The organism is Pseudomonas sp. Pmew2 (genome assembly GCF_058129885.1).
Window position 1 is genome coordinate 4,984,639 of record NZ_CM176702.1, and the last position, 19,795, is coordinate 5,004,433.

General features: G+C 58.6%; 14 protein-coding genes and 1 pseudogene. 10 read left to right on the top strand and 5 right to left on the bottom strand.

From position 1 onward, the window contains the following. Window positions 1–69: 69 nt before the first annotated feature. From AC4ANK_RS23070 to AC4ANK_RS23090, 5 genes are all read left to right on the top strand, one after another. On the top strand, window positions 70–1,563 hold the full coding sequence (locus tag AC4ANK_RS23070; protein WP_031595939.1) for a TolC family protein: 1,494 nt from the start codon (window positions 70–72) through the stop codon (window positions 1,561–1,563). A 322-nt stretch (window positions 1,564–1,885) separates the two neighbouring features. Continuing rightward, window positions 1,886–2,269, top strand: a complete 384-nt coding sequence (gcvH, locus tag AC4ANK_RS23075) for a glycine cleavage system protein GcvH (RefSeq protein ID WP_002552291.1) — start codon at window positions 1,886–1,888, stop codon at window positions 2,267–2,269. A gap of 10 nt (window positions 2,270–2,279) precedes the next feature. Next, window positions 2,280–5,144 carry an aminomethyl-transferring glycine dehydrogenase gene (gcvP, locus tag AC4ANK_RS23080; RefSeq protein ID WP_002552290.1) on the top strand — a complete coding sequence of 955 codons (2,865 nt, stop codon included), beginning with the start codon at window positions 2,280–2,282 and terminating at the stop codon, window positions 5,142–5,144. Window positions 5,145–5,235: 91 nt separating this feature from the next. Beyond that, window positions 5,236–6,360, top strand: coding sequence for a glycine cleavage system aminomethyltransferase GcvT (gene gcvT, locus AC4ANK_RS23085; RefSeq protein WP_002552289.1), 1,125 nt, complete (start codon window positions 5,236–5,238; stop codon window positions 6,358–6,360). A 412-nt stretch (window positions 6,361–6,772) separates the two neighbouring features. Further along, complete coding sequence (locus AC4ANK_RS23090) at window positions 6,773–6,985, top strand: cold-shock protein (protein WP_002552288.1); 213 nt, start codon at window positions 6,773–6,775, stop codon at window positions 6,983–6,985. A gap of 144 nt (window positions 6,986–7,129) precedes the next feature. On the opposite strand, the gene lptG is transcribed toward AC4ANK_RS23090, so the two are convergent. Then, entirely contained in the window at window positions 7,130–8,191 is a 1,062-nt protein-coding gene (gene lptG, locus AC4ANK_RS23095) for an LPS export ABC transporter permease LptG (protein WP_002552287.1), read from the bottom strand. Further along, complete coding sequence (gene lptF / locus AC4ANK_RS23100) at window positions 8,178–9,305, bottom strand: LPS export ABC transporter permease LptF (RefSeq protein WP_460384399.1); 1,128 nt, start codon at window positions 9,303–9,305, stop codon at window positions 8,178–8,180. The genes lptG and lptF overlap by 14 nt, the downstream gene beginning before the upstream one ends. 319 nt (window positions 9,306–9,624) lie before the next feature. Here lptF and AC4ANK_RS23105 point away from each other — a divergent pair, with 319 nt between their 5' ends. From AC4ANK_RS23105 to AC4ANK_RS23115, 3 genes are read left to right on the top strand one after another with little or no spacing between them, the layout of a single operon-like run. After that, complete coding sequence (locus AC4ANK_RS23105; protein WP_002552285.1) at window positions 9,625–11,115, top strand: leucyl aminopeptidase; 1,491 nt, start codon at window positions 9,625–9,627, stop codon at window positions 11,113–11,115. 57 nt (window positions 11,116–11,172) lie between these two features. Beyond that, window positions 11,173–11,601: a DNA polymerase III subunit chi gene (locus AC4ANK_RS23110; RefSeq protein ID WP_002552284.1), complete on the top strand. Its 429-nt coding sequence runs from the start codon at window positions 11,173–11,175 to the stop codon at window positions 11,599–11,601. A gap of 7 nt (window positions 11,602–11,608) precedes the next feature. Next, on the top strand, window positions 11,609–12,049 hold the full coding sequence (locus AC4ANK_RS23115; protein WP_002552283.1) for a hypothetical protein: 441 nt from the start codon (window positions 11,609–11,611) through the stop codon (window positions 12,047–12,049). 44 nt (window positions 12,050–12,093) lie between these two features. Here the strand turns inward: AC4ANK_RS23115 and AC4ANK_RS23120 are convergent, their stop codons facing one another. Next, window positions 12,094–13,209: an RHS repeat-associated core domain-containing protein gene (locus AC4ANK_RS23120; protein WP_031595936.1), complete on the bottom strand. Its 1,116-nt coding sequence runs from the start codon at window positions 13,207–13,209 to the stop codon at window positions 12,094–12,096. Window positions 13,210–13,377: 168 nt separating this feature from the next. Between AC4ANK_RS23120 and AC4ANK_RS23125 the strand changes: the two genes are divergently transcribed. After that, window positions 13,378–16,224, top strand: a complete 2,847-nt coding sequence (locus tag AC4ANK_RS23125) for a valine--tRNA ligase (protein ID WP_002552281.1) — start codon at window positions 13,378–13,380, stop codon at window positions 16,222–16,224. Window positions 16,225–16,310: 86 nt separating this feature from the next. Then, a pseudogene (rlmF, locus tag AC4ANK_RS23130) lies at window positions 16,311–17,296 on the top strand (23S rRNA (adenine(1618)-N(6))-methyltransferase RlmF). 204 nt (window positions 17,297–17,500) lie between these two features. Here the strand turns inward: rlmF and AC4ANK_RS23135 are convergent. Next, a protein-coding gene (locus AC4ANK_RS23135; protein ID WP_095077641.1) for an IS3 family transposase occupies window positions 17,501–18,852 on the bottom strand; the annotation gives its coding sequence in 2 pieces (ribosomal slippage) (window positions 17,501–18,393 and window positions 18,393–18,852; 1,353 coding nt in all). Window positions 18,853–19,336: 484 nt separating this feature from the next. After that, window positions 19,337–19,618: an HU family DNA-binding protein gene (locus tag AC4ANK_RS23140; RefSeq protein WP_002552279.1), complete on the bottom strand. Its 282-nt coding sequence runs from the start codon at window positions 19,616–19,618 to the stop codon at window positions 19,337–19,339. Between the last annotated feature and the right edge of the window lie 177 nt (window positions 19,619–19,795).

Genomic DNA, 19,795 nt, shown 5'->3' on the forward strand with positions numbered 1-19,795 from the left:
ACGGCGCTCATAAAAAAGAATGCGGTAGCTAGAGCTAGGGGCGGTCGGAGCATGAAAAGAAGTCAGAAGTTGTTCAGCATCAGTCTGCTGGCGCTGGTAGTGAGTGGTTGCGCTGTTACCAGCCAGCCTATCGACCGAAGCGTCAGCGAGCAGCGCGCCAAAAGCGATCTGCAACTGATGTACAAGGATCAAGAGCCATTGAACGGTGCATTGACCCTGCACCAAGCCATGGCCCGCGCGGTGAAGTACAACCTTGAAGCGCGTCTGAAAATCATGGAAGAAGCCCTGGCCAAACGTCAGTTGGACCTCGCCAGCTTCGACATGCTGCCGCGCATGGCTCTTTCAGCGGGCTATGCCGGACGCAGTAACGTCAGCGCATCGAGCAGTGAAAGCGTCGAGACCGGAACCCAGTCCCTCGAACCTTCAACCTCGCAGGATCGCAGCCGTCGTGTCGCCGACCTGACCATGGTGTGGAACGTACTCGACTTCGGTGTCAGCTACATCAGCGCCAAACAGCAAGGCGACCAGCGCCTGATCGTTCAGGAACGCCGCCGCAAGGTGATCAACACCATCGTTCAAGACGTGCGTTCAGCCTATTGGCGCGCCGTCGCCGCCGAGCGCATGCTCAAGCAGATCGACAGCTTGATGGCTCGTGTCGAGAAAGCGCAGGACAACAGCCAGCAAATGAGCCAGCAGCGTGTGGGTGACCCGGTACAGGCACTGGGTTATCAGCGCTCGCTGATCCAGGCGACGCGTCAGCTTGAAGAACAGCGCAAGGCGCTTTCACTGGCCAAGACCGAACTGGCGACCCTGATCAACCTGCCACTGGGCACCGATCTGAAGCTGGCGACGCCGGACGACTACTCGATTCCGCAACTCAAGGTCGACATGGCACGCCTGGAAACCGAAGCCCTGGCCAGCCGTCCCGAACTGCGCGAACAGGATTACCAAACCCGTATCAGCTCGGCCGAAACCCGCAAGGCCATGCTGCGCATGCTGCCGGGCCTGGAGTTCTCGGCAGGCGGCCATTACGACAGCAACTCGTTTCTGGTCAACGACAAATGGGCTGATCTGGGCGTAAAAGTCACCTGGAACCTGTTCAATGTGCTGTCGGCACCCGCCGCCATTGACGTCGCCAAGGCCGGCGAAGAAGTCGCTACTGCGCGTCGTCAGGCAATGTCCATTGCCGTACTGGCCCAGCTCTACGTGGCCAACGCCAACTACAACGAGGCGTTGCGCCAGTTCAAAACCAGCCAACAGCTGTCGAGCATCGACAGCCAGATCGTCGGTCAACTGCGCAATCGCTATCAGGCAGCCGGTCTGGGCGAGCTGGATCTGATCCAGGGCGAACTGAACACCCTGCAGGCTGATCTGCGTCGCGACCTGGCGTATGCCGACCTGCGCAACGCTTACGGCCAGATTTTCGCCAGTGCGGGTCTGGATCCACTGCCGTCGGAGCTTTCATCCACCAAGGTGCAAGCCATTGCTGTTGCACTGGATGCGCGCGAGTCGCAGTGGGAAGCAGGTAATATTTCAGTAGCCGCTACCACGCCCAAGCCTTAAGCCTGCGTCATGAACGACCACCCGGTCAGCGCTGTGCGCTGGCTGGGTGCAGTAACGCCCCTCGCCTCGCAACGAAATCGTTCCACTGTAATGATTTCACTCCATTACAGCTTACTCCGCTTGCATCAAGGCCTTGATCAGGCACGTATTTTCAAATACGTGAACGGTGTAGCGATTTCGCTACAGATGAAATCGACCGTACTGACCTAATAATCAGTAACTATTTGATTTATATGAAAAAATAAAACATGGCCGCTAAATTGCTTAGCCATAGCTCATATTGTTCGCGTGCTGCGCGAGCGCTGTTCTCCGAGGAGTTTGTATGAGCGAGTTGCGATTCACCGTTGACCATGAATGGCTGCGTGCCGAAGCCGACGGCAGCATTACGGTCGGCATCACGCCCTATGCGCAAGAGTCGCTGGGCGACGTAGTCTTCGTGCAGCTCCCGGATTTGCAGGCCTACACTCAACACGCTGAAGTGTCAGTGGTGGAATCGGTGAAAGCCGCCAGCAGCATCAATATGCCGCTGGACGGTGAAGTGGTCGAGGTCAATTCAGTCCTCGATGACACGCCGGAGCTGGTCAATGAAGACGCTCTCGGTGCAGGCTGGTTTTTTCGTTTCATTCCACAGGATGCCGACGCCATCCACGGCCTGCTGGATCAGGACGCCTACGACCGCCTGATCAAAGCCAACGCCCAAGCCTGAGGAGCACGCCATGACTGACCGTATTGAACTGACCACTGCCAACGAATTCATCGCCCGTCACATTGGCCCGCGCGCTGCCGACGAGCAGGCCATGTTGCAGACGCTGGGTTTCGACTCCATTGAAGCGCTGAGCGAAAGCGTTATCCCGGAAAGCATCAAGGGCACCAGCGTGCTGGACCTGCCTGCCGGGCAGAGCGAAGCCGATGCGCTGGCGTCCATCAAGGCCATCGCCGGCAAGAATCAACTGTTCAAGACCTACATCGGCCAGGGTTACTACAACACCCACACGCCGGCACCGATCTTGCGCAACCTGCTGGAAAACCCGGCCTGGTACACCGCCTATACCCCATACCAGCCGGAGATTTCCCAAGGCCGTCTGGAGTCACTGCTCAATTTCCAGACGCTGATCAGCGACCTGACCGGCCTGCCGATTGCCAACGCCTCTCTGCTCGACGAAGCCACCGCGGCCGCCGAGGCAATGACCTTTTGCAAACGTTTGAGCAAAAACAAGGCTAGCCAACAGTTTTTCGCGTCCAGCCACTGCCACCCGCAGACACTTGATGTGTTGCGTACCCGTGCCGAGCCATTGGGCATTACTGTTGTGGTGGCGGACGAAGCCGAGTTGGGCGACGTCAGCGATTACTTTGGCGCGTTGCTGCAATACCCGGCCAGCAACGGCGACGTGTTCGATTACCGCGAGCTGGTCGAACGTTTCCATGCTGCCAACGCGCTGGTCGCCGTGGCTGCCGACTTGCTGGCACTGACGTTGCTGACCCCGCCAGGCGAATTTGGCGCCGACGTGGCCATCGGCAGCGCACAACGCTTCGGTGTACCGCTGGGCTTCGGCGGCCCGCATGCGGCTTACTTCTCAACCCGCGATGCCTTCAAGCGCGACATGCCGGGCCGCCTGGTCGGCGTATCGGTGGACCGTCACGGCAAGCAGGCCCTGCGTCTGGCCATGCAGACCCGCGAACAGCATATTCGTCGCGAAAAGGCCACCAGCAACATTTGCACTGCGCAGGTGCTGCTGGCCAACATCGCCAGCATGTATGCCGTCTACCACGGCCCGCGCGGCCTGACACAGATCGCCAAACGCGTTCACCAGTTGACCGCGATCCTTGCCGAAGGCTTGAGTACGCTGGGTCTGAAGGCCGAGCAGGCATTCTTCTTCGACAGCCTGACCCTGAACACCGGCAGCAGGACCGCGGCGCTGCACGCAGCGGCTCGCGCCAGGCACATCAACCTGCGTGAAATCGACGACCAGCACCTGGGTCTGTCACTGGACGAAACCACCTCGCAGTCGGCAGTTGAAACGCTGTGGGAAATCTTCGCCAGCGACGGTCAGAACCTGCCGGACTTCACCGCACTGGCAGCCAGCGTCCCGTCGCGCCTGCCCGCTGCACTGCTGCGCCAGTCGGCAATCCTCAGCCACCCGGTGTTCAACCGCTACCACTCTGAAACCGAACTGATGCGCTACCTGCGCAAGCTGGCCGACAAGGACCTGGCGCTGGACCGCACCATGATTCCACTGGGCTCGTGCACCATGAAGCTCAACGCCGCCAGCGAAATGATCCCGGTGACCTGGGCCGAATTCGGCAACCTGCACCCGTTCGCCCCGGCCGAGCAAAGTGCCGGGTATCAACAATTGACCGACGAGCTAGAGGCCATGCTCTGTGCGGCCACCGGCTATGACGCAATCTCGCTGCAACCGAACGCCGGCTCCCAGGGTGAATATGCCGGCCTGCTGGCCATCCGCGCTTATCACCAGAGCCGTGGCGATGAGCATCGCGATATCTGCCTGATCCCTTCATCGGCACACGGCACCAACCCGGCCACAGCCAACATGGCCGGTATGCGTGTCGTGGTCACCGCCTGCGATGCACGTGGCAACGTCGATATCGAAGACCTGCGCGCCAAGGCCGTTCAACACCGCGACCAGCTTGCGGCGATCATGATCACCTACCCGTCGACCCACGGCGTTTTCGAAGAAGGCATCCGTGAAATCTGCGGCATCGTTCATGACAACGGCGGTCAGGTCTACATCGACGGCGCCAACATGAACGCCATGGTCGGCCTGTGCGCTCCGGGCAAATTCGGTGGCGATGTATCGCACCTCAACCTGCACAAGACCTTCTGCATTCCGCACGGCGGCGGTGGCCCAGGCGTTGGTCCGATCGGCGTCAAATCCCATCTCGCCCCGTTCATGCCGGGCCATGCACGCATGGAGCGCAAGGAAGGCGCAGTCTGCGCAGCCCCGTTCGGCAGCGCCAGCATCCTGCCAATCACCTGGATGTACATCCGCATGATGGGCGGCGAAGGCCTGAAACGCGCTTCGCAACTGGCGATCCTCAACGCCAACTACATTTCGCGCCGCCTGGAAGAGCACTACCCGGTGCTGTACACCGGCACCAACGGGCTGGTTGCCCACGAATGCATCCTTGACCTGCGCCCTATCAAGGACAGCAGCGGCATCAGCGTCGATGACGTGGCCAAGCGTCTGATCGACTTTGGCTTCCATGCCCCGACCATGTCGTTCCCGGTTGCCGGGACCTTGATGATCGAGCCGACCGAGAGCGAGTCCAGAGAGGAACTGGACCGTTTCTGCGACGCCATGATCAAGATCCGTGAAGAAATACGCGCGGTTGAAAACGGCACACTGGACAAAGACGACAACCCGTTGAAAAACGCACCGCACACCGCTGCGGAAATCGTCGGCCAGTGGAGCCATCCTTACAGCCGCGAACAGGCGGTGTATCCGGTTGATTCGTTGATCGAGAACAAGTACTGGCCTCCGGTCGGCCGTGTCGACAACGTCTTCGGCGACCGCAATCTGGTCTGTGCCTGCCCGTCCATCGAGAGCTATCAGGAAGCCTGATAGCCCGTGCCCTGGCATGCCTGTGCGCACTCGATAGTGAGTGTGCGCAGGCAATGCCGTTCTGCATGGCCCGCTCAACAAGGAATTGAACATGTCCACAGAAACCCTGCTGACCACTCCCCTGCACGCCCTTCACCGCGAACTCGGCGCGAAGATGGTGCCCTTCGCCGGTTACGACATGCCCGTGCAATACCCGGCTGGCGTAATGAAAGAACATTTGCACACTCGCGCGCAGGCCGGCCTGTTCGATGTCTCGCACATGGGCCAGATTCGTCTTACCGGTACAGATGCTGCCAAGGCCCTTGAGGCCCTGGTGCCAGTGGACATCATTGACCTGTCAGTCGGCATGCAACGCTATGCGATGTTCACCAACGATGCTGGCGGCATTCTCGATGACCTGATGGTTGCCAATCTCGGTAATGATCAACTGATGCTGGTGGTCAACGCGGCCTGCAAGAATCAGGACCTGGCGCACTTGCGCAAGCACCTGGCGGGGCATTGCACTATCGAACCGCTGTTCGAAGAACGCGCCCTGCTCGCCCTGCAAGGTCCGGCCGCTGTCACGGTGCTGGCGCGCCTTGCGCCGGAAGTGGCGAAGATGACCTTCATGCAGTTCGCCAGCGTCAAGCTGCTGGACGTTCAATGCTATGTCAGCCGCTCGGGCTATACCGGCGAAGACGGCTATGAAATTTCAGTCCCGGCCGAACAGGCTGAAGCCCTGGCGCGCCGCCTGCTGGAAGAACCGGAAGTTGCCCCGATCGGTTTGGGCGCACGTGATTCGCTGCGACTGGAAGCAGGTCTGTGCCTGTACGGTCATGACATGGACACCGACACCTCCCCCGTAGAGGCCAGCCTGTTATGGGCTATTTCCAAAGTGCGTCGCGCAGACGGTGCACGTGCAGGCGGCTTCCCGGGAGCAGAGCATGTCTTTGCCCAGCAACAGAACGGTGTCGCCAAAAAACGTGTCGGCCTGCTTCCCGAAGAGCGCACGCCAGTGCGTGAGGGCACAGAAATCGTCGATGAACAGGGCGCTGTCATCGGCACTGTCTGCAGCGGCGGTTTTGGCCCGAGCCTGGCTGGCCCGCTGGCCATGGGTTATTTGAACAACGCTTACACCGCGCTGGATACACAGGTCTGGGCAATGGTGCGCGGCAAGAAAGTGCCCATGCGCGTTGCAAAAATGCCTTTCGTTGCACAACGTTACTTTCGCGGCTAAACAACGGCGTCAAAAAAACAGCAATACTTCGCTGTTGCGCAGGTGCTGTTACACACTACTGTTTCGGCCGTGTTTCAACCGAGTGAACAGTCTGTTGTATATGCCAAAAATGCACCTATAAAGTGCAAAATGTTATGACAGACCAAACACCGTGCACAGCAGGCAAACACGCCGGGCATAAGGCTCTACCCCCCGGAAACAGGGTACAAGGCAGGGGGGTTGTATTTGTAACGAGAGTTGGCGTAGAGTTTCCGGACTGTGTTTGCATGGGTCGCCGAATCTGGACCTGGGCAGTAGCTCTAGGTTTGCTACAACCCGTTCTACGTTTCTTACTTCCTGCAACCAGCCCCAGTGCTCTTTCGTGTGAAAGAGGCTGTAACCAATTCAAGTCAAGCGTCAAGGAAATAAGAAAATGGCTGATCGTCAGAGCGGTACCGTCAAGTGGTTCAACGATGAAAAAGGTTTTGGTTTTATCACTCCTGAGAGCGGGCCGGATCTGTTCGTACACTTCCGCGCCATTCAGGGTAACGGCTTCAAAAGCCTGAAAGAAGGCCAGAAAGTTACCTTCGTTGCCGTGCAGGGCCAAAAAGGCATGCAGGCTGACGAAGTTCAAGCCGAAGCCTGATACGACACACTCTCGTACGTACAGAAAGCCTCTGACAGCAATGTCAGAGGCTTTTTTATATGTGCGATTCCGCTCGGCAAGTACATGAGTACGCCCATGAAAAAGCCGACTCAAGGTCGGCTTTTTCACTGCGGCTACACGACGCTATCCGGCGCGGCGCAGCAGATACACACCGGCCAGCGCACAGGCTGCAGCAGGCATCAGCACGGCCAGCAACGGCGGGAAACCGAACAGCAGGCTGGAAGGACCAAGCAGGTCCTGAATGATGCGGAAGGTAAAGCCGACCACCACCCCCGTGAACACGCGCTGCCCCAGCGTAACCGAACGCAGCGGGCCGAAGATGAACGAGATTGCCATCAGCACCAGCGCTACTGTCACAGCCGGTTGCAATACCTTGGTCCAGAACGCCAGCCAGTAGCGGCCATTGCTCAAGCCCTGATCAGCCAGATAATGCGCGTAGTTCCAGAGACCGCTGATCGAAAGCGACTCGGGCGGCATGATCACTGTGCTCAGCAATTGCGGGCTCAACGCTACATCCCAGCGCTCGACCGGCGTATTGATGACCTCGGTACGGCCGTCATTGAAATGCGTGGTACTGACGTCCTTCAACTCCCAGTAATCGGTCTTGAAATTGGCCTCTTTGGCAAAGCTGGACGTCAGCATGTGGCGTTGATCGTCGAAACGGTAACGTGTCACGCCAAGCATCAGACCATTGGGCTGGACGGTGTTGATGTGGATGAATTCGTCACCCTGACGGTGCCAAAGACCATGCCTGGCGCTCTGCGCATCACCCGAGCCCTGAGCCAGCGAGCGAGCGGCCTGAGCCTGGTTCTCGGCGTAGGGAGCCACGTACTCGCCGACCAGTACACCGGCAACCATCAATAGCAGCATCGGCTTCATGACCGCCCAGACGATGCGCCCGATGGACACACCTGCTGCACGCATGATGGTCAGTTCGCTGCTACTGGCCAGCGTACCCAGACCAATGAGGCAACCGATCAGGGCAGCCATTGGCAGGGTGTCGTAGACACGCCGCGGCGCGGTCAGCATGACGTAGCTGAGGGCATCCGCCAGTGTGTAGGTGTCACTGATATCACCCATCTCGTCGATGAACGCGAACAATGAAACCAGCCCTAGAATGATTCCCAGAACCGCAAGAATCGCCAGCAATACGCTTTTACCGATGTATCGATCAAGCTTGACCACGAGTCACCTCCGTGACGCTGCGACGACTCGCCATCTTCAGACGCAGAGGCTCCCAATAGAACAACAGCAGGCCAATGGACAGGTAGATGCCATGCACCCACCACATGCCCAGGCTGAGCGGCAGCTTGCCCTTCTCCAGCGAACTGCGCACCGAGATCAGAATGGCCAGATAAGACATGTACAGAAGGATCGCCGGCAGCAGCTTCAGGTAACGGCCCTGACGCGGATTGACGCGCGACAACGGAATAGCCATCAACGTGACGATGAACACCGACAGCGGCAGCGAAATACGCCATTGCAGCTCGGCAACAGAGCGCGGTGCCGGGTTGCCGATCAGTTCGCTGGTCGGAATGGCCTCACGGTCGGTGATTTCTTCACTGATTTCCGGCTTGGGCAGCATCGCCCCGTAGGTGTCGTACTTGATCACACGGTAATCAGCCGCACCAGGATTGCCATCGTAGCGGTAGCCGTTTTCGAGGATCAGGAAGCGACTGCCATTGGGCCTTACCTCCTGATGACCCTTCTCTGCCACCAGCACGGTAATACCGTTGTCCTTGCTCTTGTCGCCGGACATGCGTTTTTCAGAGATGAACACACCAGCCAGTTGCGAGCGGTCTTCCGACAGTTCCTTGGTGTAAGTGATACGTGTACCGTCACGCAGCGCCTGAAAACGGCCCGGCACCAGCGTGTCGAACTCGGTCATGGCGTCCTGCTTGTTGATCAGCAGCGAAAACTGGGTAGCGCCCTGTGGAGCCAGACTGAAACTCAGCCAGGCGACCAACAGCCCGACCAGCGTGGCAGGCCCCATGGTGATGGCAAGCAGCCGTTGCTGACTCATGCCGGTGGCTGCCAGCACGGTCATTTCACTTACCAGGTACAGGCGCCCGTAAGCCATGAGAATGCCGAGGAACAGGCCCAGCGGCAGAATTACCTGCAGAAAGCCTGGCAGGCGGAAGCCCATGATCAGGAACAGCACGCCCGGATCGAGCGCACCGGACGCGGCCTGCGCCAGGTACTTGATGAAGCGTCCGCTCATGATGAACACCAGCAGCACGGCGCTGACCGCGCTCAAGGTAAGCAGCACTTCTCGGGACAGATAACGGAAGACAATCAAACCAGACACTCCAGAGTTGTCAGGCTCAGGCAGCCAAACAGGGAAAAATTGTGAGCCACGGCAACCAGAGATTCACGCCGGCAAAAGGCGTGGGCATCAAAAAATATGCGGCATTATCCTGTGATTGTGTGTTTCTGTCACTGCGCACCGGGGATAGTTCGCACATACACGCAAAGCAGGCGGCTCTACGGGGTTGTCAGCAGTCGTGCAGCGGGGTCAAACTGCAAGGCTTACCGCGGGCATCCACCTTGAAAACACTCAGGCCATCCCGCGTACATCATTCATATTGCGACTCTCATCGTCTACTCGGGGACCCCACATGGAATTGGTTGTTAAAAGCGTAAGCCCAGAAACCTTGAAAACCGCAACGCTGGTGGTCACCGTCGGCGAAAGCCGTGTACTGGTTGGTGCTGCCCAGGCTGTCGATATCCTCAGCGGCGGAGCCATCTCCCTCATTCTCAAACGCGGTGATCTGGCGGGCAAGGTCGGTCAGAGCCTGCTGCTGCACAACCTGCCCAACATCAAGGCAGAGCGCGTTCTGCTGATCGGTACCGGCAAGGAAGGTGAACTGTCGGACCGCCAGCTGAAAAAAATCGTCGGTGCAACACTGACCTGCCTCAAAGGCCTGGGCGGCAGCGACGCTGCGATTGCGCTCGATGACCTGTCAGTGAAAAACCGCGACACCTACGGCACGGCTCGTCTGCTGGTCGAGGCCCTGGCGGATGGCGAATACGTCTTCGACCGCTTCAAGACCCAGAAAGCCGAAGTTCGCGCTCTGAAAAAAATCACCCTGCTGACCGACAAGGTACGCATAGCTGACATCGAGCGCGCTTCCACTCACGCCAAGGCTATCGCCACCGGCATGGCACTGACCCGCGACCTGGGCAATCTGCCACCTAACATCTGCCACCCGACCTACCTGGGCGAAGAAGCCAAGGCGCTGGGCAAGGCACACAAGAATCTGAAAGTGGAAGTTCACGACGAGAAGAAACTGGCCGAACTGGGCATGGGCTCTTTCCTCGCGGTGGCTCAGGGCAGCGCCCAGCCACCTCGCCTGATCGTCATGAACTATCAGGGTGCCAAAAAAGGTGATCAGCCCTTCGTGCTGGTCGGTAAAGGCATTACGTTCGACACCGGCGGCATCAGTATCAAGCCTGCCTCGGGCATGGACGAGATGAAGTTCGACATGTGCGGCGCTGCCAGCGTATTCGGTACCCTGCGCGCCGTACTGGAACTGAAACTGCCGATCAATCTGGTGTGTATTCTGGCCTGCGCCGAAAACATGCCGAGCGGCACCGCGACACGTCCCGGCGACATCGTCACTACCATGAGTGGCCAGACGGTCGAAATTCTCAACACCGACGCTGAAGGCCGTCTGGTGCTGTGCGATGCACTGACCTACGCCGAACGCTTCAAGCCACAGGCAGTCATCGACATCGCCACTCTCACCGGCGCGTGCGTGGTTGCGCTGGGCGGCCACACTTCCGGCCTGCTGGGCAACAATGACGCGCTGATCAATCAGTTGCTCGACGCGGGCAAACAGGCGGATGACCGTGCCTGGCAGTTGCCGTTGTTCGATGAGTACCAGGAGCAGCTCGACAGCCCGTTCGCCGACATCGCCAATATCGGTGGCCCGAAAGGCGGCACCATCACGGCGGCCTGCTTCCTGTCGCGCTTCACCAAGGCCTATGACTGGGCTCACCTGGACATCGCCGGCACTGCATGGCTGAGCGGCGGCAAGGAAAAAGGCGCCACCGGACGTCCGGTTCCGCTGCTGACCCAGTACCTGCTCGACCGCGCTGGCGTATAAAAAGACACCCTGGCGTGTCGGCTTCACGGTCGATACGCCACTGGTTCTGGAACCTGTATGACCCAAGTCGATTTTTACATCCTGCCCAGCGCCGATCCTGCCGCGCGCCTGGACTTTGCCTGCAAACTCACGGAAAAAGCCTGGCGTTTGGGCCACAAGGTCTATCTGCATTGCAGCGATGCAGCGCAGCGTGAGGACCTCGATGCCCGGCTCTGGCGTTTCAGAGGTGAAGTGTTTCTACCCCATGGCGACGCCGAGAGCGATCACGATGCTGCCGTGGTACTGGGCCTGGGCGACGACTCGGGCGAACACAGTGACCTGCTGGTCAACCTCGACCTGAGCATTCCGGCCTTCTTCAAACGTTTCGCCCGCGTGGCCGAAGTCGTTGTCGAAGACCCCGCCATACGTCTTGCCGCACGCGAGAGTTTCCGTTCCTATCGCGAACAGGGCTATCCTCCGCAAGATCACCGACTGCAGCGCCTTTGAGGACACGATGGATACTTCAAAAAAAGCTGAATCCGCGCATTTGCTGAACGATCTGGAATCGATCCGCCAATTGCTCGGCGATGACCCCGCACACTCCCCGCTGCCGAACGACCCGGCTCGTCCGGAAGGCCAGATTCCCCTGTTGTTCGATGTGGTCGGCGCTCGCCCCGACGCGACTTATCAACAGGACTTCGACGAAGACGACATCCCGACGCTGACGCCTGATGTGCTAGCCGCACCTGTCGAGCAGCTTCAGACCGTTCAACAGCCTGCCCAGCCTCAAGCACTGCCGAACCCGGATGCCCTGCTGCATCTGGACAACGAATTGCGTGCCGCCGCGCAGTTGATCCTGCAGGACGTGATCGCCGACTTCGCCCCTCACATCGAGGCTGAAATCAAGCGTCGGCTGGAGGCAAGGCTGGAGCGGTTATTGGCCCAGCAGAAGTGAAGTGTGTGGTTAGGAAACTGGCTCGTATGCGCGTGGATACGCTGTTATCGAGAATTCAATGTGGAGCGGATCCTGGCTGCTAATCGTCCGGTGTCTGCCTCACGATGAATAAGTGAATTCCACTCTGCGTTCAATCGCCTATGCTCGGCCACTACCCCATCAATACTTTCCAGTATTTCGGTGGACGCCGCATACGCTCGCCGATTACGAGCTACCGCATTTTGAAATTGGGAGTAACTGGCATTCGGCACACGCGCCACGTCATCAAGAATTGATTGTGCCTGACGACTAACAATCCTGATTTTTTCATTTGTCTGTAAGGTGATGTTCGACACTGCCTTTTCAAACTGTGCTTTGAAGGCATCAGTCCTGAGCACGGCGGGAGAAAGGCCCGTATCGCCTTTCGCAACCTTGTTGATGGTCAACAGTGCGTCTGGATCCATTACATCAATCCATGGCTTTTTTGACAGCCCCGATACTCTGCTGCTCATCGTCGAGGACGTTGAAGCCAGTGCGGCTGCATCTTTTAACGGCAGGTACGTGAGCACCTGTGCAACCATTTCGTTCGGCAGCCTTTGAAAAGCAAACTTTTTACCGGGGAACATAGTCAGCCCAAGCACCCTGAACGATGAAATATGCCCATCAGGATCACTCCGATTCACCGGATCCCCCTGACAGTAGGCATACGCATTCAGGTCTCCCCGTCCAAATGGACTCAGGGTGTCCGGGCTATTGAATCGCATCAGCACCGGGTTGAAAGCGCGATAGCCGTTACCCAGCAGGTAATGCCCGGTCACAGGGTCCGCACGCTCGCCGTTGAAACCGGAAAAGGGGCCGCCCGGCAAGCGATGTCCGTAAGGGCTATAGCCCAGCGGCTGGTGCCCCTCCGAACTCAAAGCATGCAATACACTGCTTTGCAGGTCGGTGGCCAGAAGGTCCGTCCGGGCGATAGCGCCTTCAGTCTCATACTCCGCTAACAAAAGGTTTTCACCGTGAAATACACGGCGACGCGTTGCGCCCTGTATCTCGACCGTCAAACGGTTCTTTTGATAAAAACGCGACACTGCACCCTGTGCTCCGGGGTCGACGACGGCAATACGATCCAGCGCGTCATAGAGATATCGGCACAGTACGCGCCTGCTTTCCGAAGTCTTGTTCATGGCCGCATTCGCCCTGCGATCGATACTTGAACACCGGATCATGCCCCTTGCTCCACTCGCCGCCAACTGACAGATCTGCCAGTTGTGGCCCGGCGCTTATGGCTTGTCGCTTGCCGTCAGGTCTATACTTACCGGTTTCCGAATCAATGCCACAGGTTCCCGCCGCGCATGGACAAGACTTACCAGCCGCACGCCATCGAAACTTCCTGGTACCAGACCTGGGAGTCCGAGAACTACTTCGCTCCGCAAGGCGTGGGTGACTCGTACACCATCATGATCCCGCCGCCGAACGTCACCGGCAGCCTGCACATGGGCCACGGTTTCAATAACGCGATCATGGACGCCCTGATCCGTTTCCGTCGCATGCAGGGTCGCAACACGCTGTGGCAACCGGGCACCGACCACGCCGGTATCGCCACGCAGATGCTGGTGGAGCGTCGTCTTGAAGCGCAAGGCATAAGCCGTCATGAGCTGGGCCGCGAGAAGTTTCTGGACAAGATCTGGGAATGGAAAGCCGAGTCCGGCGGCAACATCAGCCGTCAGATCCGCCGTCTGGGCTCGTCCGTGGACTGGAGCCGCGAGCGCTTCACCATGGACGACGGCCTGTCCGACGCCGTGAAGGAGGCCTTCGTGCGCCTGCATGAAGACGGCCTCATTTACCGTGGCAAGCGTCTGGTCAACTGGGACACCAAGCTGCACACCGCGATTTCCGACCTTGAAGTGGAGAACCACGACGAGAAAGGCCATCTGTGGAACCTGCGCTATCCGCTGGCCGACGGTGCAAAAACCGCCGAAGGTCTGGATTACCTGATCGTTGCCACCACTCGCCCGGAAACCATGCTCGGTGACGCCGCCGTTGCGGTGAACCCACAGGACGAGCGCTACAAGGCATTGATCGGCAAGTTCGTCGAACTGCCGCTGGTAGGCCGCCGCATCCCGATCATCGCGGACGACTACTGCGACCCTGAATTCGGCACCGGCTGCGTGAAAATCACCCCGGCGCATGACTTCAACGACTATGAAGTCGGCAAACGCCACAACCTGCCGCTGCTGAACATCTTCGACAAGAATGCCAACGTTCTCGCTGCTGCTCAGGTTTTCAACCTTGATGGCACGCTGAACGAAAGCGTCGACGGCAGCCTGCCTGCGGACTACGCCGGTCTCGACCGCTTTGAAGCGCGCAAGCAGATCGTTGCTGCGTTTGATGCCGCCGGCCTGCTGGTCAGCGTCGATGATCACGCCCTGAAGGTGCCGAAAGGCGACCGTTCCGGCACCATCATCGAGCCGTGGCTGACCGATCAGTGGTATGTCTCCACCAAACCGCTGGCCGAGCCTGCGATTGCCGCTGTCGAAGACGGCCGCATCGCGTTCGTGCCCAAGCAGTACGAAAACATGTACTTCTCGTGGATGCGCGACATCCAGGACTGGTGCATCAGCCGTCAGCTGTGGTGGGGCCACCGCATTCCGGCCTGGTACGACGAGTCCGGCAAGGTTTACGTTGGCCGCGACGAAACCGAGGTCCGGGCGAAAAACAACCTGGGGCCGGAAATCGCGCTGCAGCAGGACAACGACGTACTGGACACCTGGTTCAGCTCGGGCCTGTGGACCTTCTCCACGCTCGGCTGGCCGGAAAAGACCAAGGCACTGGAGACCTTCCACTCCACCGACGTACTGGTCACTGGCTTCGACATCATTTTCTTCTGGGTCGCCCGGATGATCATGCTCACCATGCACCTGGTGAAGAACGAGGACGGTACGCCGCAAGTCCCGTTCAAGACCGTCTATGTGCATGGTCTGGTGCGCGACGGTCAGGGCCAGAAGATGTCCAAGTCCAAGGGCAACGTGCTTGACCCGCTGGACATCGTCGACGGTATCGACCTCGAAACGCTGGTAGAGAAACGCACCAGTGGTTTGATGCAGCCGCAACTGGCGAAGAAGATCGAGAAGCAGACCCGCCAGGAGTTCGCCGACGGCATCGCCAGCTACGGCACCGACGCCCTGCGCTTTACCTTCTGCTCGCTGGCGTCCACAGGTCGCGACATCAAGTTCGACATGGGCCGCGTCGAAGGCTATCGCAACTTCTGCAACAAGATCTGGAACGCTGCGCGCTACGTGCTGGACAAAGGCGAAGACTGCGGCCAGAACGGCGAAGCTGTCGAACTGTCGCTGGCTGATCGCTGGATCATCTCGCAATTGCAGCGCACGGAAGCCGAAGTGACCCGCCAACTGGATCAGTTCCGCTTCGACCTCGCGGCCCAGGCGCTGTACGAGTTCATCTGGAACCAGTATTGCGACTGGTATCTGGAGCTGTCCAAGCCTGTGCTGTGGGATGAAACCGCACCGGTCGAACGTCAGCGTGGCACACGCCGTACACTGGTCCGCGTGCTCGAAGTCGCGCTGCGCCTTGCGCACCCGTTCATGCCGTTCATCACCGAAGAAATCTGGCAGCGCCTTGCGCCGCTGGCGGGCGCAGAAGGCAAGACCATCATGCTGCAACCCTGGCCAGTGGCCAACGAAGCACGCATTGACCAGGCGGCCGAAGACGATATCGAATGGCTCAAGGGCCTGATGCTCGCCGTGCGTAACATCCGTGGCGAGATGAACATCGGCCCGGGCAAGCCGCTGCAACTGTTCCTCAAGAATGTGAGTGCCGAGGATCAGCGTCGTTTGAGCGAAAACGATTACCTGCTCAAGAAGCTCGCCAAGCTGGAATCGATGACCGTACTGACCGAGGGTGCAGAAGCGCCACTGTCGGCCACTGCGCTGGTGGGTGACATGGAAGTGCTGGTGCCGATGGCCGGGCTGATCGACAAAGGGGCCGAACTGGCGCGTCTGGACAAGGAAATCCAGCGCCTGCAAGGCGAAGTGCAACGCGTCGGCGGCAAGCTGTCCAACGCCGCCTTCGTCGACAAGGCACCGCCTGAAGTCATCGCCAAGGAACGCGCCAAGCTGACCGAAGCCGAACAGGCACTGGGCAAGCTGGCCGAGCAACACGCCCGCATCGCCAGCCTGTAAGGTGGCCAGAAAAGCCAGCCCGATTATGGGCTGGCTTTTTGTTATCTGAATTTCTGTACTCGACATCACGGCTGACCATCGAACCCATGACCGATACCCGCAAACCTCCGCGCAAAAAGCCTCAGCGGCCAGCCAAACCTGCTGCGCCGCGTGAAAAGGCCACCTTGCACCCGCGCAATCGTCATCAGGGTCATTACGACTTTGCGAAGCTGATCAAATCCAGCCCCGAGCTGGCAGCCTTCGTGATACTCAATCCGTATGGCAAGGAAAGCATCGACTTTGCCGATCCGCAGGCGGTGCGGGTGTTCAATCGCGCGCTGCTCAAAGCGTTCTATGGCATCGCCCATTGGGACATTCCGGCCGATTACCTGTGCCCGCCTATTCCAGGGCGTGCGGACTACCTGCACTTCCTCGCCGACTTGCTGGCCGAGGACAATGAAGGCGTGATCCCACGCGGCGCATCCATCAAGGCGCTGGATATCGGCACCGGAGCCAATTGCATCTACCCGCTGCTGGGGCATAGCGACTATGGCTGGCAGTTCGTTGGGTCGGACATCGACAGCACGGCCATCGCGGCGGCTACCACGATCATCAAAGCCAATGGCCTCAGCAAGGCCATCAGCGTGCGCCAGCAGGACAACCGCAGCAGATCCTGCTCGGGTTACTCGACAGCAGCGAACGCTTCCACGTGAGCCTCTGCAACCCTCCTTTCCATGCCTCGCTGGATGAGGCGCAGCGTGGCAGCCAACGAAAATGGCGCGCACTGGGCAAGGCTGATCCCAAGCGCAAGCTGCCGGTTCTCAACTTCGGTGGGCAATCTCAGGAGCTGTGGTGCGAAGGCGGCGAGATCGGCTTCGTGACCCGACTGATTCAGGAAAGCGCCACATTGCCAAGCCAGGTGGTATGGTTCAGCACCTTGGTGTCCAAGGCATCCAACCTGCCACCGATCCAGAGCGCCCTGAAAAAAGCCGGCGCGCGTGAGGTGAAAGTCATCGAGATGGGCCAGGGCCAGAAACAAAGCCGCTTCGTGGCCTGGACATTCCTCGACAAGGCACAGCGCACACCCCACTGATAGGGCTATCGTGCCGCATCGACTATCGTGCGGCGCCACGCCGACATGCCGTAATCTCGACTATCGTGCGACGCTCCGCGTCGCATGCCGTTCTGGACGCTCTGCGTCCTCTCTTGAGTATGCAGTGCGGCACAGATCTGTGACGCGGAGCGTCACGCAAGGCATTCCCACGCTGGTGAACTGCCCCCCAAAAGTTGGACGGTTTTAGCTTGCCGCCTGAGCCCTGTATTTTACGGGGCTTTGGCCGTTGAGCTTCAGCTTGATGCGGTCATGGTTGTAGTAGTGGATGTACTCATCCAGACCTGCTTTCAACTCATCGATGCTTTCAAACTGTTTCAGGTAGAAAAACTCGGATTTCAGTGTACCGAAAAAGCTTTCCATTGCCGCATTGTCCAGGCAGTTGCCCTTACGGGACATGCTTTGTTTGACGCCTCGTACCGATAGCTTATGGCGATACTGCGCGTGTTGATACTGCCAGCCCTGGTCCGAGTGCATCACAAGCTTCGGCTCGTCCTGCAACTGCTGAAGCGCCTTGTCCAGCATGCTGGTGACCAGCTCAAAGCTCGGCCTTGTCGACACTTCATACGCCACGATTTCACCGTTGTACAAGTCCATCACGGGTGAGAGATACAGCTTTCGATTGCCTACCTTGAACTCAGTCACATCGGTCACCCACTTCTGGTTCGGGCGTTGCGCGCTGAAATTGCGCTCCAGCAAATTCGGCGCAATGGTTCCGATTACGCCCTTATAGGAGCGGTATTTTTTGGGGCGCACCACTGATCGCAGGCCCAGTTCTGCCATCAGTCGTTCTACAACCTTCTTGTTGACCAAAATACCTGCAGTGCGAATGACCGCCGTGATACGCCGAGCGCCATAAAGGCCTTTCTCCTCGTGGTAAATGCTTTCGACTAACTGTTTCAAAGCAGCATAGGGATCGGGTCTGGATTGCACCTGAACCTGATAGTAAAACGTGCTGCGTGCCAAGCCCGCCAGCCTCAGCAGAGCGCAAAGCGGGAACCGGCCCCTCAGTTGCTTGATGCTCAGGGCTTTTTCGGTTGCCGTCGTTTCTGCTCCTTCAGCTCTTCCAACTTTTTTAGGTAAGCGTTCTCCATGCGCAGATATTCAAGCTCGCTCATCAACTGGTCGCGCGTCTTCTGCGTATCGTCGGCGGTTACTGGTTTGGCGGGATAAGGCTTCTTTGGCATGGCGACAGGCTTTCTTCTGGCAGGAACATACGGGGCTGTACCGCTACTGTAATGCCGCTTTTCCCAAATGACTATTTGGCCGGGATCCCCGATACCAAAATGCGCAGCGGCCTGACGGAGCGATAGCTTGTGTTCACGCCTGTGCTCAAGCACTGAGCGCTTGAAAGCTTCGCTGTATCGAAGACCAGGCTTGCGATGGCCGGTGTGACCATGACTCTTGTAGTTAGCGACCCAGCGTCGAAGCAGGCTGAAATCGATCGAGAACTGGCGGGCTACCATACGAAAGCCCATGTTGTCTTCAAGATACGCTTTGACGACAGTGAGCTTGAACTGCTCTGAATACTTACCCATTTGAACACCCCCGTGAGGTCGGATTGGTGTCCAACTTCTTGGGGGCAGTTCACTGGAGCGTGAGGAACGATAACCTCAACTACCGTACGACGCTCCGCCGACATGCCTTAGCCTCGACTATCGTGCGACGCTCCGCGTCGGCAGGCCTTAATCTCGATCATCGTGCGGCGCTCCGCGTCGCATGCCGTTCTGGACGCTCTGCGTCCTCTCTTGAGTATGCAGTGCGGCACAGATCTGTGACGCGGAGCGTCACGCAAGGCATTCCCACGCTGGAGCGTGAGGAACGATAATCTCAACTACCGTACGACGCCGCGTCGGCAGGCCGTAAACTCGACTATCGTGCGACGCTCTGCGTCGGCATGCCGTTCTGGACGCTCTGCGTCCTCTCTTGAGTGTGCCGTGCGGCACAGATCTGTGATCAGACGGCCACAAAAAAGCCGTGCCCGGTTAACCGGTGCACGGCTTTTTCACAGCAAGCGGTTGCTTACTTGTTGATCGAGTCGGTCAGCACTTTGGCTGGTACGAACTTGATAACTTTCTTGGCAGCGATTTCGATGGCAGCGCCAGTCGAAGGGTTGCGGCCAGTGCGAGCCGGACGCTCTGCAACTTTCAGTTTGCCGATACCTGGCAAAGTGATTTCCACGCCGTTTTCCAATTGGTCGGCAACAATTTGGCCCAATTGCTCAAGAGCATTACGCGCGGTGGTTTTTGGCGCGTCGATAGCTTCAGCGATATCGGCGATCAATTGGTCTTTAGTAAGAGCCATGGTGGTGTTCCTTCCCTATCAAATTCATTTGGATTGCAGAGCGCAACGTCGGCCCGTGGCCAGGCAATGAACCTGGCCACCCGCTAGCAGCCACGATTAATCGCGAAAGTGTAGATACTGAAACCGGGCAATGGTTCGACCTACGTGTGCGCTAACTGCATGCTTGACGCGCTAAGT

What these genes read in the sequence shown, in the direction of transcription:
- gcvH (WP_002552291.1), top strand. Translation starts at nt 1,886, where the DNA reads ATGAGCGAGTTGCGATTCACCGTTGACCATGAATGGCTGCGTGCCGAA.
- AC4ANK_RS23105 (WP_002552285.1), top strand. Translation starts at nt 9,625, where the DNA reads ATGGAATTGGTTGTTAAAAGCGTAAGCCCAGAAACCTTGAAAACCGCA.
- gcvP (WP_002552290.1), top strand. Translation starts at nt 2,280, where the DNA reads ATGACTGACCGTATTGAACTGACCACTGCCAACGAATTCATCGCCCGT.
- AC4ANK_RS23120 (WP_031595936.1), bottom strand. Translation starts at nt 13,209, where the DNA reads ATGAACAAGACTTCGGAAAGCAGGCGCGTACTGTGCCGATATCTCTAT.
- AC4ANK_RS23125 (WP_002552281.1), top strand. Translation starts at nt 13,378, where the DNA reads ATGGACAAGACTTACCAGCCGCACGCCATCGAAACTTCCTGGTACCAG.
- gcvT (WP_002552289.1), top strand. Translation starts at nt 5,236, where the DNA reads ATGTCCACAGAAACCCTGCTGACCACTCCCCTGCACGCCCTTCACCGC.
- AC4ANK_RS23140 (WP_002552279.1), bottom strand. Translation starts at nt 19,618, where the DNA reads ATGGCTCTTACTAAAGACCAATTGATCGCCGATATCGCTGAAGCTATC.
- AC4ANK_RS23115 (WP_002552283.1), top strand. Translation starts at nt 11,609, where the DNA reads ATGGATACTTCAAAAAAAGCTGAATCCGCGCATTTGCTGAACGATCTG.
- AC4ANK_RS23110 (WP_002552284.1), top strand. Translation starts at nt 11,173, where the DNA reads ATGACCCAAGTCGATTTTTACATCCTGCCCAGCGCCGATCCTGCCGCG.
- AC4ANK_RS23090 (WP_002552288.1), top strand. Translation starts at nt 6,773, where the DNA reads ATGGCTGATCGTCAGAGCGGTACCGTCAAGTGGTTCAACGATGAAAAA.